Origin of the sequence: Streptomyces flaveolus, assembly GCF_000716535.1 — a bacterium.
Taxonomy (GTDB): Bacteria; Actinomycetota; Actinomycetes; order Streptomycetales; family Streptomycetaceae; genus Streptomyces; species Streptomyces flaveolus_A.
On the sequence record NZ_JNWV01000028.1, the window covers coordinates 46,845 to 63,326 of the forward strand.

13 protein-coding genes are annotated in these 16,482 nt (G+C 73.3%); 11 read left to right on the plus strand and 2 right to left on the minus strand.

Features of this window, described 5'->3' with window-relative positions; all coding sequences use genetic code 11:
• Nucleotides 1-142: 142 nt before the first annotated feature.
• The 4 genes from OO52_RS28600 to OO52_RS28615 all read left to right on the plus strand — a co-directional run bounded on the left by OO52_RS28600 (nt 143) and on the right by OO52_RS28615 (nt 6,010).
• Nucleotides 143-2,017 (plus strand): AMP-dependent synthetase/ligase, encoded by a 1,875-nt coding sequence (locus OO52_RS28600; protein WP_030653786.1) that lies wholly within the window; start codon nt 143-145, stop codon nt 2,015-2,017.
• A gap of 207 nt (nt 2,018-2,224) precedes the next feature.
• Nucleotides 2,225-4,045, plus strand: coding sequence for an ATP-binding SpoIIE family protein phosphatase (locus OO52_RS28605; RefSeq protein WP_030653783.1), 1,821 nt, complete (start codon nt 2,225-2,227; stop codon nt 4,043-4,045).
• A 54-nt stretch (nt 4,046-4,099) separates the two neighbouring features.
• Nucleotides 4,100-5,332: a radical SAM family heme chaperone HemW gene (gene hemW, locus OO52_RS28610; protein ID WP_030653780.1), complete on the plus strand. Its 1,233-nt coding sequence runs from the start codon at nt 4,100-4,102 to the stop codon at nt 5,330-5,332.
• Nucleotides 5,333-5,431: 99 nt separating this feature from the next.
• The gene (locus tag OO52_RS28615; protein ID WP_030653777.1) at nt 5,432-6,010 is read left to right on the plus strand and encodes a Uma2 family endonuclease; all 579 of its coding nucleotides are present in this window, start codon (nt 5,432-5,434) and stop codon (nt 6,008-6,010) included.
• Here the strand turns inward: OO52_RS28615 and OO52_RS28620 are convergent.
• Both OO52_RS28620 and OO52_RS28625 read right to left on the minus strand, forming a co-directional pair.
• Nucleotides 5,988-6,803, minus strand: a complete 816-nt coding sequence (locus tag OO52_RS28620) for a DUF3097 domain-containing protein (RefSeq protein WP_030653772.1) — start codon at nt 6,801-6,803, stop codon at nt 5,988-5,990. The genes OO52_RS28615 and OO52_RS28620 overlap by 23 nt on opposite strands.
• Nucleotides 6,804-6,871: 68 nt before the next feature.
• Entirely contained in the window at nt 6,872-7,594 is a 723-nt protein-coding gene (locus OO52_RS28625) for an MBL fold metallo-hydrolase (protein WP_030653768.1), read from the minus strand.
• Between the two features lie 162 nt (nt 7,595-7,756).
• On the opposite strand from OO52_RS28625, the gene hrcA reads away from it, so the two are divergent.
• The 7 genes from hrcA to OO52_RS28660 all read left to right on the plus strand — a co-directional run bounded on the left by hrcA (nt 7,757) and on the right by OO52_RS28660 (nt 16,463).
• The gene (hrcA, locus tag OO52_RS28630; RefSeq protein ID WP_030653764.1) at nt 7,757-8,773 is read left to right on the plus strand and encodes a heat-inducible transcriptional repressor HrcA; all 1,017 of its coding nucleotides are present in this window, start codon (nt 7,757-7,759) and stop codon (nt 8,771-8,773) included.
• The gene (gene dnaJ / locus OO52_RS28635) at nt 8,774-9,910 is read left to right on the plus strand and encodes a molecular chaperone DnaJ (RefSeq protein WP_030653759.1); all 1,137 of its coding nucleotides are present in this window, start codon (nt 8,774-8,776) and stop codon (nt 9,908-9,910) included.
• Nucleotides 9,911-10,010: 100 nt separating this feature from the next.
• Entirely contained in the window at nt 10,011-11,087 is a 1,077-nt protein-coding gene (locus OO52_RS28640; RefSeq protein WP_030653755.1) for a nitronate monooxygenase, read from the plus strand.
• Nucleotides 11,084-11,836 carry a 16S rRNA (uracil(1498)-N(3))-methyltransferase gene (locus tag OO52_RS28645; protein WP_030653752.1) on the plus strand — a complete coding sequence of 251 codons (753 nt, stop codon included), beginning with the start codon at nt 11,084-11,086 and terminating at the stop codon, nt 11,834-11,836. Before OO52_RS28640 ends, OO52_RS28645 begins: the two co-directional genes overlap by 4 nt.
• Nucleotides 11,837-11,851: 15 nt before the next feature.
• A complete protein-coding gene (locus OO52_RS28650; protein ID WP_030653750.1) occupies nt 11,852-12,244 on the plus strand; it encodes a VOC family protein in 393 nt (130 codons plus the stop codon).
• Nucleotides 12,245-12,649: 405 nt separating this feature from the next.
• Complete coding sequence (locus OO52_RS28655) at nt 12,650-13,162, plus strand: hypothetical protein (RefSeq protein WP_234339813.1); 513 nt, start codon at nt 12,650-12,652, stop codon at nt 13,160-13,162.
• A gap of 46 nt (nt 13,163-13,208) precedes the next feature.
• On the plus strand, nt 13,209-16,463 hold the full coding sequence (locus OO52_RS28660) for a S41 family peptidase (RefSeq protein ID WP_199819985.1): 3,255 nt from the start codon (nt 13,209-13,211) through the stop codon (nt 16,461-16,463).
• The last annotated feature ends 19 nt before the right edge of the window (nt 16,464-16,482 follow it).

The window sequence follows — 16,482 nt, forward strand, 5'->3', positions numbered from 1 at the left end:
CCCTTACGCAGCGGGCGGTCGCCCCTTACTCTGATCCCTGCTCGATAGTTACTCGCGAGTTAAACAACAGCCTGAATCCCCACCGTGAGTTAACCCAGCCGCACCGAGTCAGCCGCACCGTCGCGGGCCCCCGGAGGATGTCGTGAGCGACACACAGACCCTGATCGAGAACCGTCCGCCGTCCGTGGCGGCCCTCTTCCTGGAGCGCGTGGCGGCGACACCCGACGCCGAGGCGTACCGCTACCCGGTCCCGCCGTCCGCCGGGCAGGGCCCCGACGACTGGAAGTCACTCAGCTGGGCGCAGGCGGCCGACCGGGTGTACGCGATCGCTGCCGGGCTCATCGACCTGGGCGTCGAGCCCGAGCAGCGGGTGGCGCTCGCCTCCTCCACCCGCGTCGAGTGGATCCTCGCCGACCTCGGCATCATGTGCGCCGGCGGTGCCACCACCACCGTCTACCCGCAGACCAACGCCGACGAGTCCGCGTTCATCCTCTCCGACTCCCAGAGCCGGGTACTGATCGCCGAGGACGCGGCCCAGCTCGCCAAGGCCGTCGAGAAGCGCGCCGAGCTGCCGGATCTGGTCAAGGTCGTCGTCATCGACCCGGCGGGCGTCGAGACGGACGACTGGGTGATCACCCTCGCCGACCTGGAGCGGCGCGGTGCCGCCTACCTGGAGCAGCACCCCCAGTTGATCAAGGAGCGGGTCGGCGCGATCAGCAAGGACCAGCTCGCCACCCTCATCTACACCTCGGGCACCACCGGCCGCCCCAAGGGCGTGCGACTGCCGCACGACAACTGGGCCTACATGGCGAAGGCCATCGCCGCGACCGGCCTGGTGACCATGGACGACGTGCAGTACCTGTGGCTGCCGCTCGCGCACGTCTTCGGCAAGGTGCTCACCTCCGGACAGATCGAGGTCGGGCACGTCACCGCCGTGGACGGCCGGGTCGACAAGATCATCGAGAACCTCCCGGTGGTGCAGCCGACGTACATGGCGGCCGTGCCGCGCATCTTCGAGAAGGTCTACAACGGTGTCGCGGCCAAGGCCCGCGAGGGCGGCGCAGCCAAGTACAAGATCTTCCAGTGGGCCGCCGAGGTCGCCCGCGAGTACGCCAAGGCCAGCCAGGACAACTTCCGGCGCACCGGCACCGCCTCCGTGCCGTTCGGGCTCGCCGCCAAGCACAAGGTCGCCGACACCCTCGTCTACGCCAAGCTCCGCGAGGCCTTCGGCGGCCGGCTGCGGGCCTGTGTCTCCGGCGCCTCCGCGCTCTCCCCGGAGATCGGCTACTTCTTCGCCGGCGCCGGCATCCACATCCTGGAGGGCTACGGCCTCACCGAGACCTCCGCGGCCTCCTTCGTCAACCCCGGCGAGGCCTACCGGACCGGCACGGTCGGCAAGCCGTTGCCCGGCACCGAGGTCCGCATCGCCGACGACGGCGAGATCCTGCTGCGCGGTCCCGGCGTCATGGAGGGCTACCACGAGCTGCCCGAGAAGACCGCCGAGGTGCTGGAGTCCGACGGCTGGTTCCACACCGGGGACATCGGCGAGCTGTCGCCCGACGGCTATCTGCGCATCACCGACCGCAAGAAGGACCTCATCAAGACGTCCGGCGGCAAGTACGTCGCTCCGGCCGAGGTCGAGGGGCAGTTCAAGGCGGTGTGCCCGTACGTGTCCAACATCCTCGTGCACGGGGCCGACCGGAACTACTGCACCGCCCTCATCGCCCTGGACGAGATCGCGATCCAGGAGTGGGCGAAGGAGAACGGGCTGGAGGGGAAGTCGTACGCCGAGATCGTCGCCGCGCCGCAGACGGTGGAGATGGTCGACGGGTACGTGCGGCAGCTCAACGCCGGGCTCCAGCGCTGGCAGACCATCAAGAAGTTCCGGCTGCTGCCGCGGGACCTCGATGTGGAGCACGGCGAGATCACGCCGAGCCTGAAGCTGAAGCGGCCCGTGGTGGAGCGGGAGTACAAGCACCTCATCGAGGAGATGTACGCGGGGGCCAAGGAGGCGTAGCGCGCCCGGAGGGGCGGCGGGGGCCGCGGCCGGCCGCGGGTCGTCCGTGGCTCGTCGCGCCCCGCGTGGCGGAGCCGTCGTACCGACACAGCCCCGCGCCCCTTGGGGAGTTTGTGCTCAGCGGTGCTCGAAAGTGTCCGCATTCCGGCCACTTCAGTAACTGCACGCTTATGGGTGCCCCCGGTCTGTCACCCTGACCGCATGGATATGGCGGCCATACCCACGCAACGGGACAGCGGCACGCAGCCCGGTGAGACGCGGGGGCGGGCCACGCTGCCCGGAAGCCCTCTCGCCCCGGGCTCGGCCCGCGCGCTCGTGCGGGCCGCGCTGGACGGGATGCCCGGGGTCTGCGCGCGGCTCGCCGACGACGCCATGGCCGTCGTCAGCGAGCTGGTCACCAACGCAGTCGTGCACGCCGGCACCGAGGTGCAGGTCGAGTGGCGGCTGGAGGACACCGGCGCGCTCGTGGTCGAGGTGCGCGACCAGCACCCGTCCCGTGCCCCGCGGGACGCCACGAGCGGCGAGGGGCCGTACGACACCCTCGAGTACGGGCGCGGCCTGCGCCTCGTCGCCACGCTCGCCGAGTCCTGGGGCGTCACCTACCGCACCGGTGCCAAGACCGTCTGGGCGCGGCTGCCCCCGGGCGGCAGCGAGGCCCTGGACGGACCCGGCCCCGACCCGGCCCTGGAGGTCGCCGAGGACCTCGCCCCGCAGCCGCACCGTGCCGAGGGCGACCGCGACTGGCTCGGCCGGGGCGCCCTGTCCTTCCTCGCCGAGGCCTCCGACCTGCTCGCCGGACAACTGGACGAGAACCTGGTCGCCGCGCTCACCGGCCAGCTGATCGTGCCCCGGCTCGCCGACTGGTGCGCGGTCTGGCTGGAGGACGAGGCGACCGTCCGCGGCGGCGCCGGCGGCGGACCGGCCCGGGTCTGGCACGCCAGCGAGGCCCGCATCGAGGAGCTGCGCTGCGCCCTGGAGAAGGAGCCGCCGTGCCCGCCGGGCGGGCTGCGCTCCGGCCCCGAGCCCTACCCCTGGCCCGGCCACGCGCTCGGCCCGCAGGGCGCCCACGGGACGGCGCTGTCGTACCGGCTCATCGCGGGCGGCCGGCCGCTCGGCACGCTGGTCATCGGCCGGTGCGGGCTGATGGGCTTCCCGGACGAGATCACCGGACTGGTCGAGGACCTCAGCCGCAGGGTGGCCCTGGCCATCGGCGCGGCCCGCCAGTACGCCCGCCAGGCCACCATCAGCGCCGTCCTCCAGCGCGGCCTGCTGCCCGGCGCCGTCGCCGAGATCCCCGGCGTGCGCAGCGCGCTCGTCTACGAGCCCTGCGACAAGGGCGGCCCCAGCGGCGACTTCTACGACCTGTTCCCGGCGGGCGACGGCCGCTGGTGCTTCGCCGTCGGCGACGTCCAGGGCAAGGGCCCGGAGGCCGCCGTGGTGATCGGCCTCGCCCGCCCCTGGCTGCGCCTCCTGGCCCGCGAGGGCTACCGGGTCGCCGACGTCCTGGACCGCCTCAACCAGCTCCTCCTGGACGACGCCACCGAGGCCGCCGACGCCGCCGCCCGCGCCCTGGTCGCCGTCGGCGGGCGGCCGCTGGCCACCGGGGAGGGCCCGCAGACGCGCTTCCTCTCCCTCCTCTACGGCGAGCTGACGCCGTACGACGGCGGGATCCGCTGCACCCTCGCCTCCGCCGGCCACCCGCTGCCGCTCGTCCTCAGCCCCGACGGCACCGTGCGCACCGCCGCCCGCCCGCAGACCCTCCTCGGCGTCGTCGAGGACGAGACCTACACCAGCGAGACCTTCGACCTGCGCCCCGGCGACAGCCTGCTCTGCGTCACCGACGGCGTGACCGAGCGGCGCTCCGGCACCCGGCAGTTCGACGACGGCGACGGCCTCGCCCGCGCCCTGTCCGGCTGCGCCGGGCTCGGCGCCGAGCGGATCGCTGAAAGGATCCGCCGCCTGGTCCACGACTTCGGCGGCGGCCTGCCCGAGGACGACCTGGCCCTGCTGGTGCTCCAGGCGGAGTGACCCCCACGGTCGCTCCAGGCGGAGCAACGCCCACGGTGCTGGACAATGGAAGGCATGCCTTCCGCACTCCCCGACGGCGAGCCCGTCCCCGCCGACGGCGCGCTGCCCGCGCACGCGCTCGCCGGGGCCGCCGACCGCCCGCTCGGTTTCTACCTGCACGTCCCGTACTGCGCGACCCGCTGCGGCTACTGCGACTTCAACACCTACACCGCCACCGAGCTGCGCGGCACGGGCGGGGTGCTGGCCTCCCGCGACAACTACGCGGACACGCTGACCGACGAGGTCCGCCTGGCCCGGAAGGTGCTGGGCGACGACCCGCGTGAGGTCCGCACGGTGTTCGTCGGCGGCGGTACGCCGACGCTGCTGGCCGCCGACGATCTGGTACGGATGCTGGGGGCGATCCGGGACGAGTTCGGGCTGGCGGCGGACGCGGAGATCACGACGGAGGCGAACCCGGAGTCCGTCGACCCCGCGTACCTGGCCACGCTCCGCGAGGGCGGCTTCAACCGGATCTCCTTCGGCATGCAGAGCGCGAAGCAGCACGTGCTGAAGATCCTCGACCGCACCCACACCCCGGGCCGCCCCGAGCGTTGCGTGGCGGAGGCGCGGGCGGCGGGCTTCGAGCACGTCAACCTTGATCTGATCTACGGCACCCCGGGCGAGAGCGACGACGACTGGCGGGCCTCCCTGGAGGCCGCCCTCGGCGCCGGCCCCGACCACATCAGTGCCTACGCCCTCATCGTGGAGGAGGGCACCCAGCTCGCCCGCCGCATCCGCCGTGGCGAGATCCCGATGACCGACGACGACGTCCACGCCGACCGGTACCTGATCACCGAGGAGATGCTGGGCGCGGCGGGCTTCGACTGGTACGAGGTCTCCAACTGGGCCACCTCCGAGGCGGGCCGCTGCCTGCACAACGAGCTGTACTGGCGGGGCGCGGACTGGTGGGGCGCCGGGCCGGGCGCGCACTCGCACGTGGGCGGGGTCCGCTGGTGGAACGTGAAGCATCCGGGCGCGTACGCGGCGGCCCTGGCCTCGGGCCGCTCCCCGGGCGCGGGCCGGGAGCTGCTGTCGGAGGAGGACCGGCGCGTGGAGCGCGTCCTGCTGGAGCTCCGGCTGCGGGAAGGGGTCCCGCTGTCCCTGCTGAAGGAGGAAGGGCTGGCGGCTTCCCGGCGCGCGCTGGCGGACGGACTCCTCCAGCAGGGCCCGTACGAGGAGGGGCGGGCCGTGCTGACCCTGCGCGGGCGGCTGCTGGCGGACGCGGTGGTGCGGGACCTGGTGGACTGATCAGCCCGGCGGCTGAATCCCCCCGGAACGCCGGTTCGGTCCCTAACCTGGTTCGTAGGCTGCCGCCGATGGGACGCGGCGGATGTGGAGGCCACGGAGATGACCGCTGTGGACGAGCGTGGAATGGCCAGGTACCTCGACGAGTTCGAGCCTCCCGAGGGCGTCAAGGCTGAGCTTCTCCGAGGAGTCATCGTGATGATGGCCAGTCCTGATCTGGTGCACAACCTGATCGTGCTGCACACACAGCGGCAGATGCCCCTTGAGCGGTGGTATCCCCTCCAGACCCAGGACGTCGACATCGCCGGTGAGTCGAGCGAGCCGGTGCCGGACCTGGTGGTCCTCTCGCCCGACGTCCTGCCGAGTTCGGGGCGGCTGTTGCCCAGTCGGCTGATCACGATGGTGCTGGAGGTCGTCTCGAAGTACAGCGTCCACCAGGATTACGTGGTCAAGCGCTCGATCTACGCGGCGGGGAAGATCCCTGCCTACCTCGTCGTCGACCCGATCATGGCCCAGTGCGTTCTGCTGACGAAGCCGGCGGGCCAGGGGGAGGACGCCGACTATCTCAGCCAGGAGATCGTCAAGTTCGGCGATCCGGTGCCCCTGGAGGTTCTCGGGGCCGAACTGGACACCAGCGAGTTCGGCACCTCCCCCGACGTCAGGCCCCACCGCTACCCGTGACGAAGTCGATCAGCTCCTCCACGCGCCCCAGCAGCTCCGGCTCCAGATCCTTGTAGGAGCCCACCCGCTTCAGGATCGCCTGCCACACCGCCCCGGTGTTCTCCGCCGGCCAGCCCAGGGCCCGGCACACGCCCGTCTTCCAGTCCTGCCCCTTCGGCACCGCCGGCCACGCCTCGATGCCCAGCGACGCCGGCTTCACCGCCTGCCAGATGTCGATGTACGGATGGCCGACCACCAGCGCGTGCTCGCTCGTCACCGACTCGGCGATCCGCCACTCCTTGGTCCCCGGCACCAGGTGGTCCACCAGGACGCCCAGGCGCGCGTCCGGGCCCGGGGCGAAGGACTCCACGATCGACGGCAGGTCGTCCACGCCCTCCAGGTACTCCACGACCACCCCCTCGATCCGCAGGTCGTCGCCCCACACCTTCTCGACCAGCTCGGCGTCGTGCCGGCCCTCCACGTAGATGCGGCCGGCGCGGGCCACGCGCGCGCGTGCCTGCGGGACGGCGACCGAGCCGGACGCCGTACGGGTGGGACGCGCCGGCGCCGAGGAGGCGGGGCGGACGAGCGTCACCACGCGGCCCTCCAGCAGGAAGCCGCGCGGCTCCAGCGGGAACACCCGGTGCTTGCCGAAGCGGTCCTCCAGGGTCACCGTGCCCGCCTCGCAGCGGATCACCGCGCCGCAGAACCCGGTGCCGGGCTCCTCCACCACCAGGCCCGGCTCGGCCGGGACCTCCGGCACGGGCTTGGGCTTCTTCCAGGGTGGGGTCAGATCGGAAGAGTACTGGCGCATTCGGATGACGATAGGAGAAGCCGTGCGGTGAGGCCCACGACACGCCGCGAACCGCCGGGAAGAGCCGTTCAGATCACGCCGAACCGCGTTGCCAGGGCGTTCCGTTGGCGGCGGACGAAGGCCGCGTCCACCACCGCTCCGTGACCGGGCACGTACAGCGCGTCCTCGCCGCCGAGCGCCAGCAGCCGGTCCAGCGCGTCCGGCCAGCGGGCCGGCACCGCGTCCGGGCCGGCCTGGGGTTCGCCGGACTCCTCCACCAGGTCGCCGCAGAACACCACCTCCGGATCGCCGGGGACCAGCACGGCCAGATCGTGCGCCGTGTGGCCGGGGCCCACGTTGGCCAGCAGCGCCTGGCGGCCGTCGCCGAGGTCCAGCGTCCACTCGCCGGAGACCGCGTGGCCGGGCGGGACCAGCGCGTCCACCGCCTCGTCGGCGTCGGCCACCGGCAGCCCGTTGCGGATCGCGTCCAGCCGCAGGTCGGCGCGCTCGTACGCGAACACCGCGTCCAGGCCCACCGCCCCGTACACCTCCGCCCCGGCGAACACGGCCGCGCCGAACACGTGGTCGAAGTGGGGATGGGTGAGCGCGAGATGGGTCACACGGCCGCCCGCCAGCTCCTCGGCCTGGCCGCGCAGCCGGACCCCCTCCGCGAGGCTGGAACCGGCGTCCACGAGCAGTGCCGTACCCTCCCCGAGGACCAGTCCGGCCGTGCAGTCCCAGCCCGGCAGCCGGCACCGGCCCACCCCCGCGGCCAGCCGCTCCCACCCCAGCTCTTCCCAAGTCACGGTCATACCCGCGACGCTAGCGGTACGAGCCGGTACGGCGGCCCGACCTTGCCCAGGGTGTACCCGGCAGCCGTACACTGGGCCGGGGAACGCTGGCACTCACAAGGGAAGAGTGCCAGGCGGGCGACCCGCGGGGACGAGGGGACGACGTGCTGGAGGTGCGCGCGAATGCTGAGTGAACGCAGGCTTCAGGTACTGCGCGCCATCGTCCAGGACTACGTGGGCACCGAGGAGCCGGTCGGTTCCAAGGCGCTCACCGAGCGGCACAACCTCGGGGTCTCCCCGGCGACCGTCCGCAACGACATGGCGGCCCTGGAGGAGGAGGGGTACATCGCCCAGCCGCACACCAGCGCGGGGCGGATCCCCACCGACAAGGGCTACCGGCTGTTCGTGGACAAGCTCGCGGGCGTGAAGCCGATGACCGGGCCGGAGCGGCGGGCCATCCAGAACTTCCTGGAGGGCGCCGTCGACCTCGACGACGTCGTGGCGCGGACCGTGCGGCTGCTCGCGCAGCTCACCCGGCAGGTCGCCGTCGTGCAGTACCCGTCCCTGACCCGGTCCACGGTCCGGCACGTGGAGCTGCTGTCACTGGCTCCCGCGCGCGTGATGCTGGTGCTGATCACGGACACCGGCCGGGTCGAGCAGCGGATGGTCGACTGCCCGGCGCCGTTCGGCGAGGCCTCGCTGGCGGATCTGCGGGCGCGGCTCAACAGCCGGGTCGCCGGCCGGCGGTTCACGGACGTACCGAAGCTGGTCGAGGACCTCCCGGAGGCCTTCGAGCCGGAGGACCGCGGTACGGTCTCCACAGTGCTCTCCACCCTTCTGGAGACACTCGTGGAGGAGAACGAGGAGCGGTTGATGATCGGCGGCACCGCCAATCTCACCCGCTTCGGACATGACTTCCCCCTCACGATCCGGCCCGTCCTGGAGGCCCTGGAGGAGCAGGTCGTGCTCCTCAAGCTCCTCGGCGAGGCCAAGGATCCGGGCGTGACCGTGCGCATCGGCCACGAGAACGCCCATGAGGGACTCAACTCCACCTCCGTCGTGTCGGTCGGCTACGGTTCGGGCGGCGAGGCGGTTGCCAAGCTCGGCGTGGTCGGACCGACCCGCATGGACTACCCGGGAACGATGGGAGCGGTACGCGCAGTGGCACGGTACGTCGGACAGATCCTGGCGGAGTCGTAAGTGGCCACGGACTACTACGCCGTTCTCGGCGTGCGCCGCGACGCGTCGCAGGATGAGATCAAGAAGGCGTTCCGCCGGCTCGCGCGCGAGCTGCATCCGGACGTCAACCCGGATCCGAAGACCCAGGAGCGGTTCAAGGAGATCAACGCCGCTTACGAGGTGCTGTCGGATCCGCAGAAGAAGCAGGTCTACGACCTCGGCGGTGACCCGCTCTCCCAGTCGGGCGGGGCGGGCGCGGGCGGCTTCGGGGCCGGTGGCTTCGGCAACTTCTCCGACATCATGGACGCGTTCTTCGGTACGGCGTCGCAGCGCGGGCCGCGCTCGCGCACCCGGCGCGGCCAGGACGCGATGATCCGGATCGAGGTCGAGCTGGACGAGGCGGCCTTCGGGACGACCAAGGACATCCAGGTCGACACCGCCGTCGTCTGCAACACCTGCAACGGCGAGGGCGCGGCGCCCGGCACGTCCGCCCAGACGTGTGACATGTGCCGCGGCCGGGGTGAGGTCTCCCAGGTCACCCGGTCCTTCCTGGGCCAGGTCATGACCTCGCGGCCGTGCCCCCAGTGCCAGGGCTTCGGCACGGTCGTCCCGACCCCGTGCCCGGAGTGCGCCGGCGACGGCCGCGTGCGCTCGCGGCGGACGCTGACCGTGAAGATCCCGGCCGGTGTCGACAACGGCACGCGGATCCAGCTCGCCGGCGAGGGCGAGGTCGGCCCCGGCGGCGGCCCGGCCGGTGACCTGTACGTCGAGATCCACGAGCTGCCGCACCCGACGTTCCAGCGGCGCGGCGACGACCTGCACTGCACGGTCACGATCCCGATGACGGCGGCGGCCCTCGGCACGAAGGTGCCGCTGGAGACGCTGGACGGCCTGGAGGAGGTCGACATCCGGCCCGGCACCCAGTCCGGCCAGTCGATCCCGCTGCACGGCCGGGGCGTCACGCACCTGCGCGGCGGCGGCCGGGGCGACCTGATCGTGCACGTCGAGGTGACCACGCCGACCAAGCTGGACCCGGAGCAGGAGCGGCTGCTGCGCGAGCTGGCCAAACTGCGGGGCGAGGAGCGGCCACAGGGCCAGTTCCAGCCGGGTCAGCAGGGGCTGTTCTCGCGCCTGAAGGACGCGTTCAACGGTCGCTGAGCGGTGACGTACGGGGTGCTTCGGCACCCCGTATGCCGTTGGCCTATGCCAGGGGATGCCCGGATTCGGACTTGTCCGGAGGACGTGACAACATGCGGTCATGTCCTCCGCGCTGACCGATCTCTTCCCCCACCCGATCGTGCAGGCCCCCATGGCGGGCGGTGTCTCCGTCCCGCAGCTCGCCGCCGCCGTATCCGAGGCCGGTGGCCTCGGGTTCCTCGCCGCCGGGTACAAGACCGCCGACGGCATGTACCAGGAGATCAAGCAGCTGCGCGGGCTCACGGGCCGCCCCTTCGGCGTGAACCTGTTCATGCCCCAGCCCGAGCACGCCGAGTCCGGTGCCGTGGAGGTGTACGCGCACCAGCTGGCCGGCGAGGCCGCCTGGTACGAGACCGAGCTGGGCGACCCGGACAGCGGCCGGGACGACGGCTACGACGCCAAGCTCGCCGTCCTGCTCGACGACCCGGTACCGGTGGTCTCCTTCCACTTCGGCGTGCCGCGCCGCGAGGTGTTCGACAAGCTCCACCGCGTCGGCACCTTCACCCTGGTCACCGCCACCACCCCCGAGGAGGCCCGCGCGGTCGAGCGGGCCGGGGCCGACGCGGTGATCGCGCAGGGCGTGGAGGCCGGCGGGCACCAGGGCACCCACCGGGACCTCCCGGAGAACGACGGCGCCGGCATGGGCCTGCTGTCGCTGGTCGCCCAGGTCCGGGAGGCCGTGCGCATCCCGGTCGTCGCCGCCGGCGGCATCATGCGCGGCGGCCAGATCGCCGCCGTCCTCGCGGCGGGCGCGAGCGCGGCCCAGCTGGGCACCGCGTTCGTCGGCACCCCCGAGTCCGGCGCGCACCCCCTGCACAAGCGGGCGCTGACCGACCCCCTGTTCCCGCGCACCGAGCTGACCCGCGCCTTCACCGGCCGCCCGGCCCGCGCGCTGGTCAACCGTTTCCTGCGCGAGCACGGCCCGTACGCCCCCGCCGCCTACCCGGAGGTCAACCACCTCACCGCGCCGCTGCGCAAGGCCGCCGCCAAGGCCGAGGACGCGCAGGGCATGGCGATGTGGGCCGGGCAGGGCCACCGGATGGCCCGGGAACTGCCCGCTGGCCGGCTGGTGGAGGTGCTGGCGGCCGAACTCGCCGAGGCCCGGACAGCGTTGTCGGCCGGGGGTGGTCCGCGATGACCGCGCCGGTGTTCGTCGTCGACTCGCTGGAGGGCGTGGGCCCCGGCTCGGTCGTCGACGTCCAGGGTCCCGAGGGACGGCACGCGGTCTCCGTACGGCGGTTGCAGCCGGGCGAGAACGTGGTGCTCACCGACGGCAGGGGCCGGGGCGCGGCCGGGGTCGTCGTCAGCGTGTCGGGGAAGGACCACCTGGTGGTCGAGCCCTTCGAGTTCCCGGTGGAGCCCGAGCCCAGCCCCCGTATCACCGTCGTCCAGGCCCTGCCCAAGGGAGACCGCGGCGAGCTGGCCGTGGAGACGATGACGGAGACCGGCGTCGACGCGATCGTGCCCTGGCAGGCCGCCCGCTGCATCACCCAGTGGAAGGGCGACCGAGGGCTGAAGGCGCTCGCCAAGTGGCGTGCCACCGCGCGCGAGGCCGGCAAGCAGTCGCGCCGCCTGCGTTTCCCGGAGGTCGCGGAGCCGGCGACGACCAAGCAGGTCGCGGCGCTGCTCGCCGCGGCCGACTTCGCCGCCGTGCTCCACTCCGACTTCGACCACGTCAGCGAGCCCCTGGCCACCGCCGAACTCCCCGCCGAGGGCGAGATCGTCCTGGTCGTCGGTCCGGAAGGCGGAGTGTCACGGGACGAGTTGGCGCTCTTCGAGGAGGCGGGCGCGCGAGCCTGCGTCCTCGGTCCCACCGTCCTGCGCACCTCCACCGCCGGCACCGCCGCCGTCGCCCTGCTGCTGGGCCGCACCGGCCGCTGGTCCTGACCCCCTGGGGACACCGTGGAACTCGCCCAAGTCCGGCTCCTCGTCACCGATTTCGCCGCCTGCTACCGCTTCTACGCCGACGTCCTCGGCCTCAAGGCGCAGTCCGGCGCGACGGAGGGACCGTACGAGAAGTTCAGCCCGCACGCCGGTTCCGCCGGGATCGCGCTCCAGGACCGCGCGATGATGGCCGAGTTGCTGGCCGAGGTGGGCGACACCGCCACCGGCCACCGGTCCCTGGTCGTCCTGCGCGTCGACGACCTCGAGGCCTACTGCGCGGAGATCACCGCCCGGGGCGCGACCCTGCTGCACGGGCCGGCCCCCATGGCCGACCGCATGCGCGTGGCCCACCTCAAGGACCCGGAGGGCAACCTGGTGGAACTCCAGGAGTGGCTGCTGCTGCGCGGCTGACGGCGGGCAGCAACGCCCACCCGTCCACGTCACCGGCCACCGGCCCGCCACGACCCCGCAGTTCGTCGACGAAGGCCCGGACGACGCGGGGTTCGTGCAGGTTGACGGTGTGTCCGTGCCGGTCGAAGACCAGACCGGAGTGCCCGTAACCGCCTTCGACCACGCCGGGGAACACGATGCGCGTCACGGTCCCGTCCCGGTGCAGCGAGAGCACCTCCGTGCAGGGTCCGCCGTGGACGTGCCGGTGCCGGACCCTCCACCGGTACTCGGTTCCGTCGGGCAGAACGAGCCGTCTGAGCCTGCGTTCACTGCGCATCGGGCCAGAGTAGACAGCCGGCCCCCCGAACGGGTGAGTGGCCGTATCCGGGCTTCCCCGCGGTGGGGGCCGGTGGCACGCTGCCCTGTATGGGGGCTTCGAGACGGATACGGCGTCGGTCGCGGGTGGTGGCCCTGGCGGGGCTGGTCGTGGTGGGCGGTGGGGCCGTCGTGGCCTGTCAGCCCGGTGGGGGGCTCGGGTCGGCGACCGTCGCGCACACCACCGACCAGACCGCGACCGCCGCGCTGGAGCACCGGCACGTGAACGTCAGCTGGCTCATGTGCACCGGCGGTTACCGCGACGACGGGGCGCGCGGCGGCTCGCCCGCGCCGAGCGAGACCACGGTCGTCTCGGTCGACTGCCAGGGCGAGACGGACGACAGGCGGAAGATCGTCGTCGCCGGGGTGGTGACCAAGGCCGTCGACGGTGCCTGTGTGCGCGGCGATCTGACCGCCAAGGTCGACGGCAGACAGGTGTTCCGCGTCGACGGGCTCGGCAACTGCTCCGCCACGCCCGGGCCGACGTACCGTCCGCCCACCGGGGGACGGCCGACCGTGACCGTCACCGTGACCCGCACCGTCTGGCCCGTGCCGGGCAAGTGATCCGAAACCGCGAGCGGGCGCACCGGTCGCTGCGTAGAGTGACGGCGTGACTCAGGGTGCTTCGACGGGAACCACGGCAAACTCCGCCTATCTCCGATTCCCCCATCTGCACGGCGACTTGGTGACCTTCGTCGCCGAGGACGACGTCTGGCTCGCGCCGGTCGACGGCGGCCGGGCCTGGCGGGTCAGCGCCGACAACGTGCCGGTGACCCGGCCCCGGATATCGCCGGACGGCCGGCACCTCGCCTGGACCTCCACCCGGGACGGCGCCCCCGAGGTGCATGTCGCCCCGGTCGACGGGGGCCGCGCCGAGCGGCTGACGTACTGGGGCAACGGCCGCACCGAGGTGCGCGGCTGGACCCCGGACGGACGGGTGCTCGCGCTCGGCGCGCAGGGCCGGCACAGCTTCCGGCACACCTGGGCGCACGCCGTCCCGCTGGACGGCGGACCCGCCGAGACCCTGCCGTACGGCCCGGTCGGCGATGTCGCCCTCGGCCCGGCCACCGTGCTGCTGTCCGCGCCGATGGGGCGCGAGGCCGCGCACTGGAAGCGCTACCGGGGCGGCACGGCGGGCAAGTTGTGGACCGACCGGGACGGCGGCGGGGAGTTCGTCCGGCTGCACGAGGACCTCGACGGGAACATCGAGTGCCCGGTGTGGGTGGGGGACCGGATTGCGTTCCTCTCCGACCACGAGGGCACCGGCGCGCTCTACTCCTCCCTCGCCGACGGCTCCGACCTGCGCCGGCACACACCGCTTGGGGGCACCTCCCGCGCGAGCGAAGCCGAGCGTGGGGGAGGTTTCTACGCCCGCCACGCGGCCGGTGACGGCACCCGCGTCGTCTACAGCTCGGCCGGTGAGCTCTGGCTCCTGGACGACCTGGAGGGCGCCGAGCCGCGCCGGCTGGACGTACGGCTCGGCGGGCCCCGCGTCGACCTGCGGCCCTACCCCGTCGACGCCTCCCGCTGGTTCGGCGAGGCGGCCCCCGACCACACCGCGCGCGGCAGCGCCGTCTGCGTGCGCGGCGGCATCCACTGGGTCACCCACCGCTCCGGCCCCGCCCGCGCCCTGGCCGCCACCCCCGGCGTGCGCGCCCGGATGCCGCGCGCCTTCCGCGCCGAGGGCGAGGAGTGGGTGGTGTGGGTGACGGACGCCGAGGGCGAGGACGCCCTGGAGTTCGCGCCCGCGACCGGCACCGTGCCCGGCGCCCCGCCGCGCCGGCTCGCCGCCGGACAGCTCGGCCGGGTCCTGGAGCTGGCCGTGGCACCCGACGGCAGCCGGGCCGCCGTGGCCGCGCACGACGGCAGACTGCTCCTGGTCGAACGCGAGACCGGCGAGGTCCGCGAGGTCGACCGCAGCGACGACGGCGAGGTCTCCGGCCTCGCCTTCTCCCCCGACTCCGCCTGGCTCGCCTGGTCCCACCCCGGCCCCCGCCCGCTGTCCCAGCTCCGCGTCGCCCACACCACCGACCTGTCGGTGACCGAGGCGACCCCGCTCCGCTTCCAGGACTACGCGCCCGCCTTCACCCTGGACGGCAAACACCTCGCGTTCCTCTCCAACCGCGCCTTCGACCCGGTCTACGACGAGCACGTCTTCGACCTCGCCTTCGTGGTGGGCGCCCGCCCGCACCTGATCACGCTGGCCGCCACCACCCCCTCGCCGTTCGGCCCGCAGCGCCACGGCCGCCCCTTCGAGGCCCCCGACAAGGACGAGACCCCCGACGGCGAGGGCACGCCGACCACCCGCATCGACCTGGAGGGCCTGGCCGACCGCATCGTCCCCTTCCCGGTCGAGGCGGGCCGCTACTCCACGCTCCGGGCCGCCAAGGACGGCGTCCTCTGGCTGCGCCACCCCGTGCAGGGCGTCCTCGGCGCCTCCCGCGCCCACCCCGAGGACCCCGACCCGCACACCGAGCTGGAGCGCTACGACCTCGCCCAGCGCCGCCTGGAGCACCTCGCCTCCGACGCCGACCACTTCGAGGTCAGCGGCGACGGCAAACGCGTCCTGCTGTGGGCCGACGGCCGGCTCCGGGTCGTCCCGAGCGACCGCCGTACCGGCAGCGACGACGACGGCGACACCAGCGTCAGCGTCGACCTCGCCCGGGTCCGGCAGACCGTCGACCCGGCCGCCGAGTGGCGGCAGATGTTCGACGAGACCGGCCGCCTCATGCGCGACCACTTCTGGCGCCCCGACCTCGGCGGCACCGACTGGGACGGCGTCCTCGCCCGCTACCGCCCGCTCCTGGCCCGCCTCGCCACCCACAGCGACCTGGTCGACCTGCTCTGGGAGGTGCACGGCGAACTCGGCACCTCGCACGCCTACGTCGTCCCGCGCGGCGGCTCCGGCCGCCGCGCCCGGCACGGCCTGCTCGGCGCCGACATCTCCCGCCACGAGGACGGCAGCTGGCGCATCGACCGCATCCTGCCGTCGGAGACCTCCGACCCGGACGCCCGCTCCCCGCTCGCCGCGCCCGGCGTCGCGGTCCGCCCCGGCGACGCGATCATCGCGGTCGCCGGCCACCAGGTCGACCCGGTGACGGGCCCGGGCCCGTTGCTCGTCGGCACGGCCGGCCACCCGGTGGAGCTGACCGTCTCCCCGGCCGGCGGCGGCGAACCCCGGCACACGGTCGTCATCCCCATCGCCGACGAGGAGCCCCTGCGCTACCACGCCTGGGTCGCCGACCGGCGCGCCTACGTCCACGCGGCCTCCGCGGGCCGCCTCGGCTACCTCCACGTCCCGGACATGCAGGCCCCCGGCTGGGCCCAGATCCACCGCGACCTGCGCGTCGAGGTCGCCCGCGAAGGCCTCGTCGTCGACGTCCGTGAGAACCGGGGCGGCCACACCTCCCAGCTCGTGGTCGAGAAACTGGCCCGCCGGATCATCGGCTGGGACCTCCCGCGCGGCATGCGCCCCACCAGCTATCCGCTGGACGCTCCACGCGGCCCGGTCGTCGCCGTCGCCAACGAGTTCTCCGGCTCCGACGGCGACATCGTCAACGCGGCGATCAAGGCCCTGGGGATCGGCCCGGTCGTCGGCACCCGCACCTGGGGCGGAGTCATCGGCATCGACAGCCGCTACCGCCTGCTCGACGGCACCCTGGTCACCCAGCCGAAGTACGCGATGTGGCTGGAGGGCCTGGGCTGGGACGTGGAGAACCACGGGGTGGATCCCGACGTGGAGGTCGTGCAGAGGCCGCAGGACTGGGCGGAGGGCCGCGACGCCCAACTGGACGAGGCGATCAGGCTCGCACTGGAGGCACTGGAGGAGCGGCCCGCGAAGACACCGCCGGGCATGCCCACCTGACCGACTACGATGCCCACGG